The sequence below is a fragment of the Nocardiopsis sp. N85 genome (assembly GCF_028882275.1).
Classification (GTDB): Bacteria; Actinomycetota; Actinomycetes; order Streptosporangiales; family Streptosporangiaceae; genus Nocardiopsis; species Nocardiopsis lambiniae.
On the sequence record NZ_JARBUT010000009.1, the window covers coordinates 102,047 to 120,842 of the forward strand.

General features: G+C 72.5%; 14 protein-coding genes. 8 read left to right on the forward strand and 6 right to left on the reverse strand.

Annotated elements, in window-relative coordinates:
• Positions 1-517: 517 nt before the first annotated feature.
• From PWG71_RS14665 to PWG71_RS14675, 3 genes are all read left to right on the forward strand, one after another.
• The gene (locus PWG71_RS14665) at positions 518-1,543 is read left to right on the forward strand and encodes an ATP-grasp domain-containing protein (RefSeq protein ID WP_274810394.1); all 1,026 of its coding nucleotides are present in this window, start codon (positions 518-520) and stop codon (positions 1,541-1,543) included.
• Positions 1,540-2,328 (forward strand): 3'(2'),5'-bisphosphate nucleotidase CysQ family protein, encoded by a 789-nt coding sequence (locus PWG71_RS14670; RefSeq protein ID WP_274810266.1) that lies wholly within the window; start codon positions 1,540-1,542, stop codon positions 2,326-2,328. Before PWG71_RS14665 ends, PWG71_RS14670 begins: the two co-directional genes overlap by 4 nt.
• Positions 2,329-2,393: 65 nt before the next feature.
• Positions 2,394-2,801 (forward strand): DUF1707 SHOCT-like domain-containing protein, encoded by a 408-nt coding sequence (locus PWG71_RS14675; RefSeq protein WP_274810267.1) that lies wholly within the window; start codon positions 2,394-2,396, stop codon positions 2,799-2,801.
• Positions 2,802-2,899: 98 nt separating this feature from the next.
• Here PWG71_RS14675 and PWG71_RS14680 read toward each other — a convergent pair whose 3' ends face one another.
• Positions 2,900-3,394 (reverse strand): DUF3145 domain-containing protein, encoded by a 495-nt coding sequence (locus tag PWG71_RS14680; protein ID WP_274810268.1) that lies wholly within the window; start codon positions 3,392-3,394, stop codon positions 2,900-2,902.
• Positions 3,395-3,673: 279 nt separating this feature from the next.
• On the opposite strand from PWG71_RS14680, the gene PWG71_RS14685 reads away from it, so the two are divergent.
• The 3 genes from PWG71_RS14685 to PWG71_RS14695 all read left to right on the forward strand — a co-directional run bounded on the left by PWG71_RS14685 (position 3,674) and on the right by PWG71_RS14695 (position 6,936).
• Positions 3,674-4,213, forward strand: coding sequence for an RNA polymerase sigma factor (locus PWG71_RS14685; RefSeq protein WP_274810269.1), 540 nt, complete (start codon positions 3,674-3,676; stop codon positions 4,211-4,213).
• Complete coding sequence (locus PWG71_RS14690; RefSeq protein WP_274810270.1) at positions 4,210-4,620, forward strand: hypothetical protein; 411 nt, start codon at positions 4,210-4,212, stop codon at positions 4,618-4,620. The genes PWG71_RS14685 and PWG71_RS14690 overlap by 4 nt, the downstream gene beginning before the upstream one ends.
• Before the next feature lie 387 nt (positions 4,621-5,007).
• Positions 5,008-6,936, forward strand: coding sequence for a CHAT domain-containing protein (locus tag PWG71_RS14695; protein ID WP_274810271.1), 1,929 nt, complete (start codon positions 5,008-5,010; stop codon positions 6,934-6,936).
• Between the two features lie 4 nt (positions 6,937-6,940).
• Here PWG71_RS14695 and PWG71_RS14700 read toward each other — a convergent pair whose 3' ends face one another.
• From PWG71_RS14700 to PWG71_RS14715, 4 genes are all read right to left on the reverse strand, one after another.
• Positions 6,941-7,594 carry an MBL fold metallo-hydrolase gene (locus PWG71_RS14700; protein WP_274810272.1) on the reverse strand — a complete coding sequence of 218 codons (654 nt, stop codon included), beginning with the start codon at positions 7,592-7,594 and terminating at the stop codon, positions 6,941-6,943.
• 100 nt (positions 7,595-7,694) lie between these two features.
• Positions 7,695-8,516 (reverse strand): enoyl-CoA hydratase-related protein, encoded by an 822-nt coding sequence (locus PWG71_RS14705; RefSeq protein ID WP_274810273.1) that lies wholly within the window; start codon positions 8,514-8,516, stop codon positions 7,695-7,697.
• 282 nt (positions 8,517-8,798) lie between these two features.
• Positions 8,799-9,371 (reverse strand): DUF5998 family protein, encoded by a 573-nt coding sequence (locus tag PWG71_RS14710; RefSeq protein ID WP_274810395.1) that lies wholly within the window; start codon positions 9,369-9,371, stop codon positions 8,799-8,801.
• 106 nt (positions 9,372-9,477) lie between these two features.
• Complete coding sequence (locus PWG71_RS14715; protein ID WP_274810274.1) at positions 9,478-12,192, reverse strand: bifunctional acetate--CoA ligase family protein/GNAT family N-acetyltransferase; 2,715 nt, start codon at positions 12,190-12,192, stop codon at positions 9,478-9,480.
• 290 nt (positions 12,193-12,482) lie between these two features.
• On the opposite strand from PWG71_RS14715, the gene PWG71_RS14720 reads away from it, so the two are divergent.
• Positions 12,483-13,418 (forward strand): carbohydrate kinase family protein, encoded by a 936-nt coding sequence (locus PWG71_RS14720; RefSeq protein WP_274810396.1) that lies wholly within the window; start codon positions 12,483-12,485, stop codon positions 13,416-13,418.
• A gap of 91 nt (positions 13,419-13,509) precedes the next feature.
• Here PWG71_RS14720 and PWG71_RS14725 read toward each other — a convergent pair whose 3' ends face one another.
• The gene (locus PWG71_RS14725) at positions 13,510-15,678 is read right to left on the reverse strand and encodes a RecQ family ATP-dependent DNA helicase (RefSeq protein WP_274810275.1); all 2,169 of its coding nucleotides are present in this window, start codon (positions 15,676-15,678) and stop codon (positions 13,510-13,512) included.
• Positions 15,679-15,918: 240 nt separating this feature from the next.
• On the opposite strand from PWG71_RS14725, the gene PWG71_RS14730 reads away from it, so the two are divergent.
• Positions 15,919-18,783 (forward strand): glycosyl hydrolase, encoded by a 2,865-nt coding sequence (locus PWG71_RS14730; RefSeq protein ID WP_274810276.1) that lies wholly within the window; start codon positions 15,919-15,921, stop codon positions 18,781-18,783.
• The last annotated feature ends 13 nt before the right edge of the window (positions 18,784-18,796 follow it).

The window sequence follows — 18,796 nt, forward strand, 5'->3', positions numbered from 1 at the left end:
CGGCCTCCGGTCCCGGTTCCGACTCCGGCGCGGACGATGCCCCGCCCACACAGATCGTCACTCTGTGTGATGATTCGGGGGATCGCCGCCGCATCGGCGCCGCCCCGCACGGGCCGCGCCGGTGCCTCTTCGCGGTGTACGCCGTCGGCGTCCCCGCGCCGTCGCCGAACGCCTCCGCGAGCCCGGTGTTCCCCGGGTCCACGCCGTTCTCGCGCTCGACCGGACGCACCGTCGTCACTCCGGTGTACGAGCGGAAACGGCCGTTCCCGGACCGTCGGGGTCGGGTGTCCTCTCCCCTGAGCGCACCCGCCCCCGGCCCTTCTTCCTCCCGGGGGCCGATGAGTACACGCGCGGGAGGGGCATCCGGTTCACCCGAGAGCCGGATTCGGCCATTCCCGGTTCCGGCGCGCCCACGAGGACTACTCTCGGTTCATCGCCCCGCTGCATCCCCCACGATCCGACCGACACGGCTGGAAGGGCTCGACCGGTGCCAGAGCAGTCCTTGAGGAAACCGACCATCGTAGTGACGACCGCGGGGTCGGCCCCCACCCCCGGGACCATCCTTCACCTGCGCGCCCAAGGGTTCCGCGTGGTGGCCACGGACGTCGATCCCGCCGCGCCCGGCCTGTACCTGGCCGACCGCGGGTACCTGGTCCCACCCGGCGACAGCGAGGCGTTCCTGCCCCGGATGCGGGCGCTGTGCGTGGAGGAGGAGGCCGTCGCCGTCATCCCCCTCGTCGACGAGGAACTGCTCCACGTCGGCGGCCTCGCCGAGGACGGTGTGGAGGTGCTGCTGCCCCTGCCCGGCTTCGTCGCCACCTGTCTGGACAAGTACCGGTTGATGGGCGAACTCGACGCCGCCGGTATCGGGGTCCCGCGGACCTGGCTCGCCTCCGAATGGTCCGTCGAGGCCGTCGCCGCCGCGGACCGGGGCCTGGTCGTCAAGCCCCGGAGCGGACGGGGCAGCCGGGGGGTGAGCGTCATCGACTCGGTCTCCGACCTGGCCCGGACCGTCGCCGAGAGCGGCTACGCCGCCGACGAGCTCATCGTCCAGGAACGGGTCACCGGCCCGGAGTACACCGTGTCCGTGGTGGCCTGGCGCGACGGTGAGGTGCAGGCCGTGGTACCCAAGGAGGTCGTCCTCAAGCAGGGCGTCACCAAGTACGCGATCACCCGCCGCCATGAGGCGGTGATCGAGACCTGTCGGGCGATCCAGGGCGCCCTGCGCGCCGACGGCCCCTTCAACGTCCAGCTGTGCCTGGACGAGGCCGGTGTGCCGCGCGTGTTCGAGATCAACCCGCGCTTCTCCTCCACCGCCGCGCTCACCGCCGCCGCCGGGGTCGACGAGATCACCGGGCTGCTGCGCCAGGCCCTCTCCTCCGGGCCCCGGCTCACCGACCGGTGGCGCGAGGGCGTCGCGATGGTGCGGCGGTGGACCGACGAGTTCATCGACGAGGAGCGGTTCACCTCCCACGGGATCACGCCCGCACCCGTCGGGCTCACCCTGCCGCACACCCCGCACGCCCCGGTGGCGGGCCGATGAGCGACCACCCGCTCACCGACGCGGTGGCCGACGCCGTCACCGAGGTCGGCGGCCTGTTGCGGGTGTGGCGCGACGACGCCGAGGCCCGGCGGGGCGTCTGGGAGGGGAGCCAGTTCAAGGCCGAGGCCGACGCCCGAGCCCACCGGGCGCTGTCCGAGCGCCTCACCGCCATCGACGCGGACATCCCCGTGATCAGCGAGGAGGACCCCGAGTCGCTCAAGCGGGAGCGACCGTCCCGGTACTGGCTGATCGACCCCATCGACGGGACCGCCAGCTACGTCCACGGTTTCCCCGGCTACGTCACGCAGGCCGCGCTCGTCATCGGCGACCGGCCCGAGATCGCCGCGGTGTTCGCCCCCGAGACGGGGGCCCTCTACACCGCCGTGCGCGGCAGGGGGGCCCGGCGCGACGGCCGTCCGCTGCCGCCCCTGCCGGCCGCCCCGCCCGGATACGGGGTGCTCACCGACAACACCCCCGAACCGCACGGGATCGCGGCACGGGTCCGTGGGCGTTTCGGGTACGACGCCTACCTGGAGAGCGGCAGCATCTCCCTCAAGCTGTGCCTCATCGCCGAGGGGGCCGCGCACCTGTTCGTCAAGGACGTTCCGGTGCGCGACTGGGACGTGGCCGCCCCCGGCCTGGTCCTGGAGGAGGCCGGAGGGCTGCTCACCCGACTGGACGGGACCCCGTTCGATTACCGGGGCGGCTACGAGCACACCGGTCTGGTCGGCGGGGCCGATCCGTCGACCTGCCGCACGGTCGCCCGATGGCTGGCCGCCGGTTGACCCTTTCCCCGCCCCGTGGGCGCGCGTATCGTGTGGACACCGCACCGCGCCCCGGGGGGTGGGAAGTGGAGAACCGGCACCGCGCACGCGCCTCCGACATCGAGCGCGAGCACACCGTGGAGCGGCTCACCTCGGCTTACGTGGAGGGCCGCATCGACCTCGACGAGTACGAACGTCGCGTGGGGTCGGCGCTGCGCGCGGTGCTCGTCGGCGAACTCGACGATCTGACCGCCGACCTGCCCGCGCCCTCCCCGACACCGCCCCGGGCCGCCCCGGTGTCCGAATCCCGCTGGGACCACGCCGACGAATGGCGCTGGTGGCTGGGCATCGCCGTGCTCCTCACCGGGGTGTGGGCCGCGGTCAGCCTGGCGAACGGCGCACTCGTGCCGTACTGGCCGCTGGTCCCCCTCGGGATATGGGCGGCGGTACTGCTGGCCTCGATCATCTGGCCCGAGGGCGGCGAACCGCTCTGAGCCCTCCGCTTCCTCAGGAGGGCCCACGGGAACGGGCGTCCGCGCCGCCGAGGGCGAACGGCCCCGGGCCGGCTCGGCGCGCGGCCGCGGTACGGGCCCTAACCGACCGCGTGCAGCCAGCGGACCGGGGCCCCGTCGCCGGCGTACCGGAACGGCTCCAGCTCCTCGTCCCAGGCCCTGCCGGTGAGCCGTTCGATGGCGGTGGCCAGGTCGGTGCCGCCGGCCGCCGCCTCCTCCACCGCCAGACGCAGGCGTCCCTCGGGCACCAGGATCTCTCCGGCAGAGCCGGTGAGTCCGGTGAACATGCCGAGGGACGGCGTGTAGCTGTAGCGCACGCCGTCACAGCCGGGCGACCCCTCCTCGGTCACCTCGAACCGCAGGCGCTGCCACGTGTTCAGCGCCGAGGCCACCGCGCCCGCCGTACCCGGTTTCCCCTGCCAGTTGAGCTCGGCACGGTGGTGGCCGGGTGCCGCCGGTTGGGCGACCCAATCGAGTTTCACGGGTACTCCTACGACACCCGCGACCGCCCACTCGACGTGTGGGCACAGCGCCGCGGGCGCGGAGTGGACGTACAAGACGCCACGTGCGGACACCGAACCTCCTGATACGAACGAGTGCGCTTCCCCGACGCCCTCGTACCACGAGAAGGTTGCATACCCGCCTGAATGCCTTTGCCCCATTGTGCCCCAAGGGCACCCTGAGGACCAGCGATCTTCCCGGGATTCCCCGGTGACCCCGACCCGTCCGGAGTAACGTGGGCTCCGAACGCGCGAGGGAGTCCGATCATAGTGGGGGCGGGTTTGCCAGACCAGTCGCACGAGGACTCTGAAACCGTACTTTCAACCGGCCCCCGGCATGAAACCCCCGGATCATTGGCCACAACCGGACGCGGGGCCGACGACGCCGAGCTCGTGCGGCGGGCCCTCCTCGGCGAGTATCCGGCCTGGCGGGACATCGTCGACCGCCACCTGCCGATGGTCAACGCCATCGCCCGTTCCTACCGTCTGTCCACCCCCGACCGCGAGGACGTCGTCCAGACGGTGTGGCTCACCCTGAACCAGCATCTGCCCCGTCTGCGCGAACCCCGGCACCTCAAGGCCTGGCTGTCCCGGGTCACCCGGGACAAATGCCTGCGCCAGCGGGAGCGGGACGCCCGCCAGTACCCGACCGACCCGGAGGCGTTCGCCCACATCGGCGGGGCCGCCCCCGATCCGGAGACCGAGTACCTGCGCAAGGAACGCGACGCGACCCTGCGCCGCGCGGTGGACGGGCTGCGGGACCCGGACGAGCGCCGGGCCGCGCTGCGCTACCTGGAACCGGAGTCGGTACCGCGCGCCGAGGACCCTCGGGTCGCCTCGAACCACCGGCGGCGCATGGTCCGCCGGCTCCGCGACAGCCTGGAGGACGTGTGAGCGGGACGTGGGCCTTCGAAGGAAGGGATGCGGCCCTGGCCGCCTTCGACCGGAGCGCGGACGGGACGGAGCTGGCCGAACCGGTCCGGGAGGGCGGCCCGCGGACCGAGGTGATGCGCTCGACCGAGGACCCGGTGGTCGCGGAGTTGTCCTTCGGCTTCGAGGACGTGCGCATCGAGCTGCGGCTGCACGCTCGCGAACGGGTGCGCACGGTGTCCGGAACGGTCCACGGGGACTTCGCCTACGCCCTCCTGGAGGCCCGACGGCCCGACGGCCACCGGGAGGACGTGGTGTCGATCGAGGAGACCGGCGACTTCGTCATCCCGGACCTGCGCCGCGGCCCCCTGTGCCTCACCCTCCGCAGGGACGACGCCCCGCCGATCACCACGGAGTGGTTCATCCTCTAGGCCGTGTTCGGTGGATGTTTTCGAGTGGTTCGGCGCTTGCGCCGAGTGACACGAGCGGCCTCCAGGCGATCTCTCGCAAGACGCCCGGCGAGAGGCGGCCTCGTGATCGCGACCCGGAATGATCCGACGAGTCCTCCGGACCCGCGCGGCGGGTCCGGGGGACTCGTGTCGGCACGGTCCCAGGAGTCACAGAACAGGCGGTTCCGAATGGGCATTGCACACCGGGGGTAACCCGCGATGAATCGTCGCCCTCACCCTCCCTTGCCCCCTTTTGCGCGGTCGATGATCGGCTCTGACCAGGGTATTTCGCGGCACACCCTCCTCACACGCGCACCCCCGCTGCTATTCCTTGAAGCGTTCCTCCCCCCTGGCGAAAGGCGGTCGGACGTGTCCCACCGTTCCCCGGATCACCCCCCTGCCTCCGAACCCGGCGCCGATCGGCGGCCGGACCGGACCGGGCGCTGGGAGCGCTCCGGTCGTGTTCTCCTCCGACGGGTCGTCCTCGGGGTCGGTCTGGCCGAACAGGGCCTGTTCGACCGGACCGTGGAGATCCTCGACGACACCCACCCCCGGCTGCGCCGTCACCCGATGGTCGAGGAGGTGGAACCGGTACTGCCCGGATTCCTCGCCAACCTGGGATTGGCGCGAATCCTGTGCGGCGGGTTCGGCGCCGCCGAGGACCACCTGTCGGAGGCCCGTTCCCTGGCACGCGAGCGCGGGCTGGGGCTGCTGGAACTGGTCACCCGACAGAACCTGGGCTGTCTGGCCCTGCGGCGCGGCGACACCGCCACGGCGATCACCACGTTCGTGGACCTGGCCCACCGGCTCCCCGCGGATCGCCGGGAGGCCCTGTGCGCGGATCTGGCGGAGGCCCTGCTCGCGGAGGGCCGGTGGGAGGAGGCCGCCCGGACCCTGGCGGACGGCCCCTGGTCGCACGGACGTTCCTCGCAACCGGTCACCCTGTTGGTGGAGGCGAAGCTGCGCCTGTTGCGCGGCGACCGGTACCGGGCGACGGAGCTGGCCCGACGGGTCCGGTGCTCCCACGGCCCCGGTTCGCTGTGGTACCGGTTGGCCGACCGGGTGGAGCGCGCCGCCGAGCGGTCCTGCCCGTCCCCGCTCTCCCGGGCGCGAACGGCGTTGGAGCTGCGCCGGCCCTTGAGCGCGTCGTTGCCGACTCCCCGGGTGACGGCCGCCCACCGGGCGTTGGACCGGTTGACGGAGTCGCCGTGGACGGCCGTCGACGATCGGCACGTCTCCCGGGCCGGGCTCGAAGCGGCGCTGTCCCGGGGGGATCTGCCCGCCGCCGTGGAGTGGGCCGAGCGGGTCGACCCGCCCACCGTGCCGGTCCCCCCTGCGTCACCGCAGGTGGAGCGGTACCGGGAGGCGCTGGCCCGGGGGCGGGAACGGCATTGCCTGGTGCACGCCCGACGTTGGGAGCTGACCCGTTACGCCCGTGGTGTGCCGAGGCCTCCCGCGCACGGTCCGGTCGGCGCCCGACTCTCGGAGCTGTCGGAGGACCGGGCGTTCGTGCGTCTGGTGGGGGTCGCCGGCGATGTGGTGGCGCTCGTGGTGGTGAAGGGCGGGGTGCACACCCGGCCCCTGGGGCCGGTCACCGCGGTCGCGCGGGCCCTGGGCGCCCCGGACCGGACCTCCCTGCGGCCACTGGCACCGGTCCTGTCGCTGGTGGGCGACCTCCCGTTGGTCATCGCCGCCGATCCCCGGTTGGGCGATCCCCTCTGGGGCGCGCTGCCGGACCTGATCGGTCGCCCGCTCTCCCTGGTCCCCTCGGCCCGAGCGTGGATCGACCGCGCCGAAAGGCCGCTCCCCCGGTGGGAGCGGGTGCTGCTGGCCTCCGGTCCGGATCCGTCGGGGGCCCTGCGGGAGACGGCGGAGCTGGTCTCCGTGCACCCGGGCGCCCGGTCGTTGATCGGGGAACGGGCCCGGGTCCGGGACGTGGTGGCCGGGTCCGCCGGCAGCGACCTGGTACACCTGTCGGGGCACGGACGGATCTCGGAACGTTCCCTGTCGCTCTCCTCCGTCACCCTGGCCGACGGTCCGCTGCTCGCCTGCGATCTGGCGTCGGTGCGGCCGGCCCCGACGGTCGTGGTGATCACGGCCTGTCGTGCGGGGGGTTTCGCGAGTGCGCTGCTGGCCGCGGGCACCCGCGCGGTGGTGGCCAGCCCGGCCCCGGTACGCGATTCCGGGACCGGGCGGGCGGTGGCCGACTTCCACCGCGCGCTCACGGCGGGTGTCGCGGTGCCCGAGGCGGTGGCCGAACACCTCGGGCGACTCGGTTTCGTGTGTCTGGGGGCCTGACGGCTCACCAGCCCCGTTCGCGCCAGGTGCCCAGGAAGGGGCGTTCGGCGCCCAGGGTGGTGTCGCGCCCGTGGCCCGGATAGACCCAGGTGTCGTCGGGCAGCGCGCCGAAGACACGTTCCTCGACGTCGCCGAGCAGGGTCCGGAAGTCCTCGTCGGACCAGGTGCGGCCGACCCCGCCGGGAAAGAGGCTGTCACCGGTGAACAGGTGGGCGTGCCCCTGGGGATCGTCATAGCGCAGCGCGATCGACCCGGGTGTGTGCCCACGCAGGTGGATCACGGTGAGGTGGCGGTCACCGACGGGAACGCGCGAACCGTGCACGACGGGTTCGTCGACGGAGACGGGGAGTTCGGCACCGTCCTCCGGGTGGGCCACGGTGCGGGCGCCGGTCTCGCCGACGACGTCGGCGAGGGCCTGCCAGTGGTCCTGGTGGCGGTGGGTGGTGATCACCCGGGCGAGCCCGTCGGAGCCGATGAGTTCGAGGATCCGGTCGGGCTCGGCCGCCGCGTCGATGAGGACGGCCTCACCGGTGGAGCGACAACGCAGCAGGTAGGCGTTGTTCTCCATGGAACCGACGGTGATCTTGGTGATGGTCAGGTGCGGTAGTCGTCGTAGGTCGGCTGGACCGCCGACCCCGGTATCTCCGGAGTAGCTCACCCGACCATTGTGACCTCTTCACAGGAGCGAACGCACCGGACTCCCCGCACGTTCGGACGCCCGGTGACCCGGGCGTCCGAGGTCCGTGGACGAGCGTCCGTCACCTGGCCCAGCGCGGAGGGCGCTTCTCGAAGAAGGACGCGCGGCCCTCGGCCGCGTCGTCCCCGGCGAAGAACTCGGCGGACAGTTCGCCCATGCGGGCGAACGCCTCGGCCCGGCGGTCGGGGGCGGCGAGCGCCCCGGCGCCGAGTTCGCCGAGCAGTTCCTTGGTGCGCGACAGCGCCTTGGGGGCGGAACCGCGGATGCCCTGGAGCACCGCGTCGAGGGCGTGGGCCATGTCGCGGTCGGGGACGGCCTGGGTGATGAGACCGGCCTTGGCGGCGGCGGAGGCGTCGAAGAGTTCCCCGGTGAGGAAGTAGCGGCTGAGCTGGCGCGAGTGCATCCGCGCGGACACCGGCACGGAGATGATCGCGGGCACCACCCCGATGCGCACCTCGGTGAAGGCGAACGTGGCGCTCTTGGGGGCCAGGGCGATGTCGGCGGCGGCCACCAGGCCGATACCGCCGGCGCGGGCGGCGCCGTTGAGGACGGCGATGACGGGCTTGGGGGCGCCCATGATCCGCTCGAAGATCTCGGGGAGTTCGGGGGCCGGTTCGACGGGTTCGCCGGCCAGCGCGGCACCGACCTCCTTCAGATCGGCCCCGGCACAGAACACGGGTCCGGTACCGGTGAGGACGACGGCGCGCACCTCGTCGTCGGTCATGGCGTCGGACAGTGCCTTGGACAGTTCCGAGCGCAGCCGCGCGGACAGCGCGTTGCGATTGCGGGGGGAATCGAGGGTGACCGTGGCGACCGCCCGGTCCACGTCGAGGCGAACCAGTGGCGTGTCGTCCTTGGTCGTCGGGGACGAGTGCTGCGTCATCGCAGACCGACCTTTCTCCGGGTCCATCTCCGCGGGTGCGGGGAGCGTGTGAGAACGCGCCCGCCGATGGGGTACGGCGTGCGCGAAAGCGTCTGGTTTGTGACCCGACGCGCCTCTCTTGTGGCGGAATGCACGAATTCGATCCCACCCTAGACGGACGGATTGTTAAGGCACCACGGCCGAGGGTCCCGTATTCGTTAAGTCCCTGTCACGGGCCGAGGTCGAACTCGTGACACGACGGGCCGGGGACCGCGACGGTCCCCGGCCCTGTGGACTCCGGTGTCAGCGGGTGGCCGCGGACAGCGTGTTGGCGAAGTGGAGCATGGTGGTGACGGCCTCGGCCCCGTCGGCGGCCTCGCTGACCCGCAGGGTGAGCGGCTCGGCGGTGATGGCGCCGGTGTAGCCGTGGTCGAGTTCGCAGGTCTCGTCGGCGCAGGAGGCCGGTTCGAGGTCGATGTGCGCGACCGCGCCCCAGTTGACCGAGAGGTTGACGCTGAGGACCAGCTCGCTGGGCATGCTCCCGGGCGTGTACTGGGCCGGATTGGGCACGACCCGGGTGAGGGCGACCGACTGGATGTTCCCGAGCTGAATGCTGTCGGTGGTGGTGGACGCGTGCGAGGTGCCACCCGGTTCGGTGGGTGGGTGCTCATCGGTGTGGCAGACGACGAGACGGGTGGCGGTCAGCAGCATCACGGTGATGTGCCGGCGCATCTCCATCGCCGGGTCGAAGGTCGCCTCGTGGTGCACGACGAACGCGTCGGCGTTCTCGTCGCCCAGGGCGGTGGCGACGGCGTCGATCACCAGCGCGGGGTAGTAACCGCTGCGCTCGATCTCCAGTCGCCAGTCCGTGGACACGGCGCGTGTTTTCCTCATGTACCTATCCTGCCTCCTCTCCGTGACACTTCGCGACCGTTGGGCGAAACGGGATGCCCAGTGCCTGATCAGGACGCCACCTCCGCCATCAGAAGGTGACTCCCCGCAAACGGCGGGGGCCGGCGTCGGGACGGACGTCGGGAGCCTCGCGCAACCACATGCGGGCGCCCAGCACGTGTGCGCCGGTGGCGTTGACCAGTACCGGGTCCAGGTCGACGTAACCGATCTCGGGGAAGGCCTCCACCAACCGGGAGATCCGGATGAGGAGCTCCTCCAGGGCCTCCACGTTGGGTTGTTCGGCCAGCGAGGTGGCCCCGGCGGGCAGCCCGAACAGCAGGGGCGCGGCCCGCACGGCGTGGATGAGGTCGGCGGCGTCCATGTCGGTGAGCGGGGCCAACCGGAAGGAACGGTCGTCGAGGAGCTCGGCGGTGACGTCGGCCAGGCCGAAGGAGACCACCGATCCGAAGGACTGGTTGTCGCCGGCCCGCACCACGGTGGGCACCCCGGGAGCGACCATGCGCTGCACGACCAGGTCGGCGTCGCCGCCGAACCGGTCCTGGAGCGACAGGAAGGCGCTGCGCACGTCGTCGGGGGTTCGCAGGTCGGCGCGGACGAAGGTGCCGCCGGAGCGCACCCGCAGGTCGGGCGAGTCGGCCTTGACCACGGCGGGGTAGCCGAGTTCCCCGGCCGCCACGACCGCCTCCTCCACGGAGGCGACGGGGATGTCGGGGTAGACGGTGATGCCGTAGCAGGCGAGGAGTTCGCGGGTGTCCCGAGCGGAGATCGCGGTGTCCTCGTCGTAGCGTCGTTCGCCGCCGAACCAGGCGACCTCGTCACCGGATCCGTTCTTGAGCGCGCGGGTGATGGTGGCGCGGGCCCGGGCCCCGTCGATGTCGGGGAGTTCGGGGTGCCGGCCGGGTTTGCGGTCGCGCCACTGGGTGTAGCGGGTCGCGTAGGCCAGCGCCCGCACGGCGTCCTCGGGGGCGGGGTAGGAGGGCACCGAACCGCGCAGGGTCTCGCCGCGTTCGCCGACGTGGCGCAGTTCCTCGGGGACGCCCTGGCGGGCGAGGTAGGTGGCGACGATGGGTTTGTCCGCGTCCAGGGAGCGGGCCCGCAGCACCCGGGCGACGTCGTCGGAGATGGGATGCAGGGCGGGGACGAACACGACGACGATGGAGTGCACGTCATCGGCGGCCAGAGCCGTCTCCAGAGCACGGTCGAAGTCCTCTGCGGTGGCCTGCGGCCCCAGGTTGACGGGGTCGTGCGGCTTGAGGCCCTGACGCACGGCGGCGTCTTTGACCAGGAGTTCCAGGGAATCGGAGTTGCCGATGACGCCGACCCGGGGCCCCTTGGGCAGAGGCTGGTAGGCGAAGACCTGGGCGGCGTCGAACATCTGGGTGATGTCGTCGACCCGGACCACACCGGCCTGCTGGAACAGGGAGGTGACGGCGTAGTCGGGCAGGGCCAGGCCGCCGGCGGCGTGGCCGGTGGGGGTGGTCTGCGCGGATCCGCCGCTGCGCACGGCCACGACGGGCTTCTGCTTGGCCAGTCGGCGGGCCAGTCGGGTGAACTTGCGCGGGTTGCCGAGGGACTCCAGGTACTGGAGGACGACCTCGGTGGAGGGGTCCTCCTGCCAGTACTGCATGAGGTCGTTGCCGGAGACGTCGGCCCGGTTGCCCGCCGAGACGAACGTGGACAACCCCATGCCCCGCTCGGCGACGCGTTGGAGGATGGCCCGTCCCAGGGCTCCGGACTGGGAGAAGAACCCGATGGGTCCGCTGCGCGGCAGGTCGGGCGAGAGCGTGGCGTTGAGGGACACCGCGGGGTCGGTGTTGGCGATGCCCAGGCAGTTGGGTCCCACGACGCGCATCCCGGCGGCGCGGGCGGTGCGCACGAGTTCGTCCTGTCGGGCACGGCCCTCGGGACCGATCTCCCCGAACCCGGAGCTGACCACGATCAGACCGTGCACGCCCTTCTCCGCGCACTGTTCGACGACATCGACGACCATGTCGGCGCGGACGGCGACCACGGCGAGGTCGACCTGGTCGGGGATGTCCAGGACGGAGGGGTAGGCCCGCACGCCCACGACGGCCCTGGCCTCGGGGTGCACCGGGTAGACGGGACCTTGGAACTCGCTGTCGAGCAGGTTGCGCAGGGCGGTCTGGCCGATGGTGTGGGCCGTGCGGCTGGCCCCGATGACGGCGACCGATCCGGGGAAGAGCAGGCGCGCGATGGAGCGCGATTCGGCGCGCTGTTCGCGGGCCCGCATGACCTCGGTGGAGTCGTCGGTGGGCTGGATGTCGAGGGTGAGCCGGATGACGCCCTCGTCGAAGGTCTGCTGGGCGGTGTACCCGGCCTCGCGGAAGACGTTGATCATCCGCCGGTTCTCGGGGAGCACGTCGGCGATGAACCGGCGGACGCCGCGCTCACGGGCGGCCGCACCGATGTGCTCCAACAGGACGGAGGCCAGGCCACGGCCCTGGTGGGCGTCCTCCACGACGAAGGCGACCTCGGCCTCCTCCGGGGCCACCTTGTCGTAGCGCACCACCGCGACGAGGGCGTCGGAGATGGTGGCGACCAGGGCGACCCGGTCTTCGTAGTCGACCGTGGTGAAGCGTTTGACGTCACGGGCGGAGAGTCGCGGATAGGGCGCGAAGAACCGGTAGTAGATGGTCTCCGGGGAGAGCCTGGCGTGGAACTCGCGCAGTAGGTCGGCGTCTTCAGGGGTGATGGGGCGCAGGTGCGCGGTGCCTCCGTCGGTGAGAACGACGTCGGCTTCCCAGTGGTTCGGGTAGGACTGCACGAGTGCGAGACTAGACGACAAACGGTCGAATCCGGGGAAAGTCGATGCGGTCGGCGCGAAAACACCTCCCCGGGACACCCGGGGCCGGAGGATCGCGGGTCAGATCCGCAGGGGAGCGCCCCGGGTCCGGATACCCTTGTCACGAGGGGACTCCCGTCCCCGACGGAAGCCCGGTCCGGCACGTGTCCGGGGTGCCGTCACTTCGTTACACGCCGCTGACGATTCACCTGTTAACGTCGTGCGGGCACGAATTCTCATAACCCTCGGTGGTGGCTGGCGATATGACACGAGTGGTCGTGATCGGTGACCTGATGACCGATGCCGTCGCGCGCGCGTTCCACCCGTTGGCCCGCGGCAGCGATACCCCGGCCTCGGTGGTGATGTACGGCGGTGGTTCCGGCGCCAACATCGCCTCCTGGCTGGCCGTGGAGGGCACCGACACCACGTTCGTGGGCCGCCGGGGTTCCGACATCACGGGGCGCACCCGTGAGATGGAGCTGATGGGGTACGGGCTCGACTCGCGGATGGTGATGGACCCGGAGTGCCCGACCGGGACCTGCGTGGTGATGATCACCCACCGGGGTGATCGGACGATGTTGAGCGACCCGGGTGCCAACGCCCGGTTGCAACCGGAGGACCTGCCCCGCGACGTGTTCGGCCCGGACGGGCACCTGCACGTGTCCGGGTACACGCTCATCAACGCGGACTCGCGGCGGGCGGCCCGGGTGGCACTGCGGATGGCCCGGGAGAGCGGGATGTCCATCTCGGTCGACGGCGGTTCGCACGCCCCCCTGGAACGGGCGGGCGCGGAGAACTTCCTGGACTGGACCCAGGGCTCTCGGCTGCTGTTCGCGAACATGGCCCAGGCCAAGGTGCTGACGGGCCGAGAGGACGCGGACGCGGCGGCCAAGGTGCTCACCGCCTGGTACCCGAACGTCGTGCTCAAACTGGGCGAGGAGGGCGGCCTGTGGGCCTCCAAGACCCGTGAGGACGTGGTGACCGCCCCGGCCGCCCCGGTGGACCCGTCTCCGGGCTCGGTGGGCGCCGGTGACGCGTTCATCGCGGGTTTCCTGCCCGCCTGGTTGGCGGGCCGTCACCCCAAGGAGGCGCTGGCGCGGGCCCACCGCCTGGCGGCGCGCGCCCTGCACCAGCCGGGCGCCCGCCCGGATCTGGGCGATGGCCAGCCGGTACGGCGCGGCGCCCCGCGCGGCCAGCGCATCCGCTGACCCCGATGTCCCCCTGCCGGGGCCCGACCACGCCGGTCGGGCCCCGTTCTCGTGCGCCCGGACCTCGGGAGGGCGCGGTCCGGCCGGCCGGTCAGCCGCCGGTGGTGGCGAGGGTGAGGGGCAGTACGGCGGGGGCTCCCAGATCGCGCAGGAGGGCGGCGCCGACGGTGAGGCTCCATCCGGTGTCGGTGTGGTCGTCGATGAGCAGGACGGGGCCCGGGGTGGCCGCCTGGAGGTCCGCCATGGCCTCGGCCAGGCCGCCCCCGGGGACGAGGGCCTCGTGCACCTGCGCCAGACGCATGGCGCTGTTGTGCCGGCGCGCTCCCGGGCCCTCGGGGGTGCGGTAGGCGAGGGATCCGACGGGGGCGAGTCGGCCCAGGGCGCACAGGCGGCGGGCCAGGTCGGCGATCATCCGTGGTCGGGTGCGCGAGGGCATGATGACCGCGCCGACGGGCCGCCGCTCCCAGTCCCAGGCGGCCAGGACGCGGACCAGGCCTTGCAGGACCCGGTCGCTCACGGGTTCCTCCGGGGCCTCCTCGGCGAGGAGCGCGCGCAGTTCACCGCCCCAGCCGATGTCGGTGAACCGGCCCAGGGCGCGACCGGGCGACGCCTGACGGTCGGGCTTGATGCGCCCGGTGAGGGGGACTCCGAGGGTGTCCATGCCGGTGGGCCATTGGCGGCGGGGTTCGATGGGCACGCCGGGGCGGTCCAGGTGGGCGGCGGCCGCGTCGCGGCGGCCCGGGTCGACGTCGACGGACCAGGTACGGCCGGTGCACACGTCACAGCGCCCACAGGCGGTCGCTTCGGGGTCGTCGAGCTGGTGGCGCAGGAACTCCATCCGGCAGGTGCCGTCCAGGGCGATGTAGTCGAGCATCGCGCGCTGTTCGCTCTCGCGGGCCTTGGTGACCGCCTCGTAGCGTTCCGCGTCGTAGCTCCAGGGGTTCCCGCTGGCCTCCCAACCGCCGCGCACCCGGCGCACCGCCCCGTCGACGTCGAGGACCTTGAGCATCTGTTCGAGGCGGCTGCGGCGCAGGTCCACCCGGGTCTCCAGGCGGGCGACGGACAGGGGTCCGCCCTCGGCCAGCGCCGCCAGGGTGCGGCGCACCGTCTCCTCCGGCGGGAAGGACAGGCTCGCGAAGTACTCCCAGATGCGGGTGTCCTCGCGCCCGGGGAGCAGGACGACCTCGGCGCGCTCGACACCGCGCCCGGCCCGGCCGACCTGCTGGTAGTAGGAGATGGGCGAGGAGGGGGCGCCCAGGTGGACGACGAACCCGAGGTCGGGTTTGTCGAACCCCATGCCCAGGGCGCTGGTGGCGATCAGGGCCTTGACCCGGTCGGCGAGCAGGTCGTCCTCGGCCTCGCGGCGCTCGTCGGGATCGGTCTGCCCGGTGTAGGCCCGCACCGCCATGCCCTGTTCGGACAGGAAGCGGGCGGTCTCCTCGGCGGCGGCGACGGTGAGGGTGTAGACGATCCCGGAGCCGGGGATCCGGGGCAGCTGCTCGGCGAGCCAGGCCAGGCGGGCGGTGGGTTCGGGCAGGTCCACCACCGACAGGTGCAGGCTCTCCCGGTCCAGCGGGCCGCGCAGGACGAGGGTCTCGTCCCGGTCGGCGCCGGCCCGGAGCTGTTCGGCGACGTCGTGGGTGACGCGCTCGTTGGCGGTGGCGGTGGTGGCCAGGACGGGGACGCCGTCGGGCAGGTCCAGGAGCAGGGAGCGGATGCGCCGGTAGTCGGGGCGGAAGTCGTGGCCCCAGTCGGAGACGCAGTGGGCCTCGTCGATGACGACCAGGCCGGCGCCGGCGGCGAGTTCGGGCAGTACCCGGTCCCGGAACTCGGGGTTGTTGAGGCGTTCCGGACTGACCAACAGCACGTCGACGCGGCCGGCCTCGACGTCGGCGTAGACGGTCTGCCAGTCGGTGGTGTTGGCGCTGTTGACCGTGCGGGCGTGGATGCCGGCGCGGTCGGCGGCGGCGATCTGGTTGCGCATGAGGGCCAGCAGCGGGGAGACGATGACGGTGGGGCCGGCCCCCTGCGCCCGCAGGAGGGCGGTGGCCACGAAGTAGACGGCCGACTTTCCCCATCCGGTGCGCTGGACGACCAGGGCGCGGCGCCGGTCGGAGACCAGGGCGTGGATCGCGGTCCACTGGTCCTCGCGCAGCCGGGCGGCGTCCCCGGCCAGGGCGCGCAGGTGCGCTTCGGCGCGCTCGCGCAGATCCCCGCCGACGGGGGCGGGGGTGACGGTGGGGTCAGGGGTGGTGGCCATGTCTCCTTGGTACCAGAGCCGACCGACGTCCGGGCCGTCGTCCACAGGTCGACCCTCGCGCGCGGGCATGGGGTACCCGGTGGACCCGAGAGTCGACAACGGTAACAAAAAAGAAACTTTCCAGCTTTCCTCCGTTGCGCCCCCCACGCCGGGTCCGGAGACTCTTGGCACGGTTCCGCACGAATGGGAGCGCTCCCATTCGTGCGGGCCGCCCCGCTGCAATGAAGAGAGGCGCACCGAATGGACCAGCAACTCCCAGGACGACCACCCTCCCCCGAACCCGCACGCTCCCCCGCGATCGGTCGCGGCGCCCTCGCGGTGCTCGCGGCGCTGACCGTCGGCGGCGCGGCCGTCATCACCGTCGGCGCGGGCGCCGACGCCGAACCGGCGGCGGCCGCCACGGCCCTCGTCCCGGTCGGCTCGGGAAGTTACGATGACGCGCTCCCCCCGGGCGCCACCGGCCCCGCCGACCTGAACGGCACCCCGGTCTCGCCCAAGGTCACCGACGACTTCGAGGGCCCGGCCCCCACCAACGAGTGGTGGTCCTCGCTCATCTTCCAGCGTTACCCCGACAACCCCTACGGCGAGAACCTGTACGCCCACCCGGCCACCTACCGCCCCCACTCCGAGGGTCTGGAGATGGGCCACCCGAGCGAGCCGCGGATCGTCGCCGACGGCCTCAAGTACGAGTTCCCGCACACCGCGGACCTCTCCCTGGGCGCCGTGGGCCTCGACTCCCCCGACACCCGGGTCGCCGACAGCGGCGACTGGACCGTGACCGCCCGGTGGGAGGGCGGCGCCGTCCTCGACGTCACCATCGGCCAGGGGCTGCCCTTCGCGCACGCCCGCACCGACGGCGGCGACGCGGAGGTGTCCTTCACGGCCTCGCCGCAGGTCTGGCACGAGGACGGTGCCACGGTCGGCGTCACCGTCAACGGCAACCACTACGCCCTGTTCGCCCCCACCGGGGACGCGTGGTCGCGGTCGGGGAACACCTTCACCGCGCCCACCGGCGGCGGAGGCCACTACTCGGTGGCACTGCTGCCCTCTCCCGAGTCGCTGGCGGACTTCGCCCCCTACGCCCACTCCGCCGTCACCGGCTCGGTGGTCGAGTACGACTACGACGAGACCGGCGCCACCCTCACCAGCACCTACCGGGTGGAGACCGAGGCGCTGGAGGGCGACACCGAGGGCACCGTCCTGGCGATGTACCCCCACCACTGGGACAACAGCGACGACGAGGTCCCCGACCTGGCCTACCCCTCCCCGCGCGGGGAGATGCGGGTGGCCCTGGGCACCTCCTTCACCACGGAGCTGACCGCCCACGGCATCCTGCCGAGCCTGCCCACCGTCGACTCCGCCGACCACGACCGGCTGCGCCTGCTGCTGGACGAGGTGCTGGCGGAGGAGGAGCACTTCCCCTCGCCCGGCGACACCTACTGGGACGGCAAGGCGATGGGGCGGCTGGCCCAGCTGGTGCCCATCGCCGACTCCATCGGCCACACCGAGGCCCGTGACGAACTCCTGGGCCTGCTCAAGGGCCGGGTCCAGGAGTGGCTGACGGCCGGCGGCGACCGCGGCCTGCACTACGAGGCGGGCTGGGGCACCCTGCTCGGCTACCCCGACAGCTTCGGCGCCACCACCGAGCTCAACGACCACGACTTCCACTACGGCTACCTCGTCACGGCCGCCGCCACCATCGCCCGCTACGACCGCGACTGGGCGGACGAGGACGCCTGGGGCGGCATGGTGCGGATGGTCATCGACGACGTGGCGGCCACCGAGGACGGCGCGTTCCCGCGGCTGCGCTCCTTCTCCCCCTACGCCGGGCACGGCTGGGCCTCCGGCCACGCCGGGTTCGCCGCGGGCAACAACCAGGAGTCCTCCTCCGAGGGCATGCACTTCGCCTCGGCCACCGCCCTGTTCGGCGCCCTGACCGGCGACGAGGAACTCCGCGACCTGGGCGTGTTCCTGCACACCACCCAGGCCTCCACCGTCACCCGCTACTGGCAGGACCACGGAGGGGAGACCTTCCCCGACGGGTTCGACCACGACGTGGTCGGCATGGTCTGGGGCGACGGCGGCGACTACCGCATCTGGTGGGACGGCGGCGACGAGGAGCACTACGGCATCAACTACCTGCCCATCACCGCCGGCTCCCTCTACCTCGGACACGACCCGGAGCACGCCGGGGCGATGTACACCTCGCTCGTGGACCGGCTGGGCCGCGAGCCCGAGATCTGGCGGGACATCCACTGGGCGCACCGGGCGCTGTCGGACGGCGACGACGCCCTGGGGATGTTCGAGGCGCAGTGGCGGACCTACGAGCCCGAGGCGGGCGGCTCCAAGCCGCACACCTACCAGTGGGTCTCCACGCTGGCCGAGGTCGGCACCGTGGACGCCTCCGTCACCGCCGACACCGCCCACTACGCGGTGTTCTCCGACGGCGACGGGCGGGCGTACACCGCCTTCAACCCCGGCGCCTCCCCGATCACCGTCACGTTCTCCGACGGCACCGAACTGGAGGTGGCTCCGGGCACCCTGGCCTCCACCGTGGGCGAGGGCGGCGGGGGCGACCCCGGTGACCCCGACCCGTCCCCGTCCCCCGACCCCGGGGAGGGCGACCTGGGGGACGGCGTGCTGCACGCGGGCTCCGGCGGCCTGTCCGCCACACCGCCCGGGACCGAGGGACTCATCACGGTGCCCGACGCGGGCGGCGTCAACCGCGACGGCACCCCGCCCTCGGACGCCGTCGTGCTCGAACTGGAGGGGGTGAGCGGCACCTTCACCGGTGGCACCACCGCCTTCTCCCTGCCGGTGGACTCCGGCGGCTCGGTCGCCAACGCCGTGCAGGTCCGCGTCGAGTACGACTTCGACGGTGACGGCACCGCCGACCGGGTGGAGACCCACCGCTACTTCGCCACCGACGACGTTCCCGGATGGGAGACCTACACGCAGGCCCCGGGCCCGGTCACCGGGGACTTCGCCGATCTCGACGGCGGGACCGTGCGCCTGCGGATCTGGAGCGCCCTGGGTTCGGCCGACTCCGTCGTCCGGACCGGACCGGAGGGAGGCGCGACCCTGACCGTCCCCTTCACCGGCTGACCCCCGTCCGTCC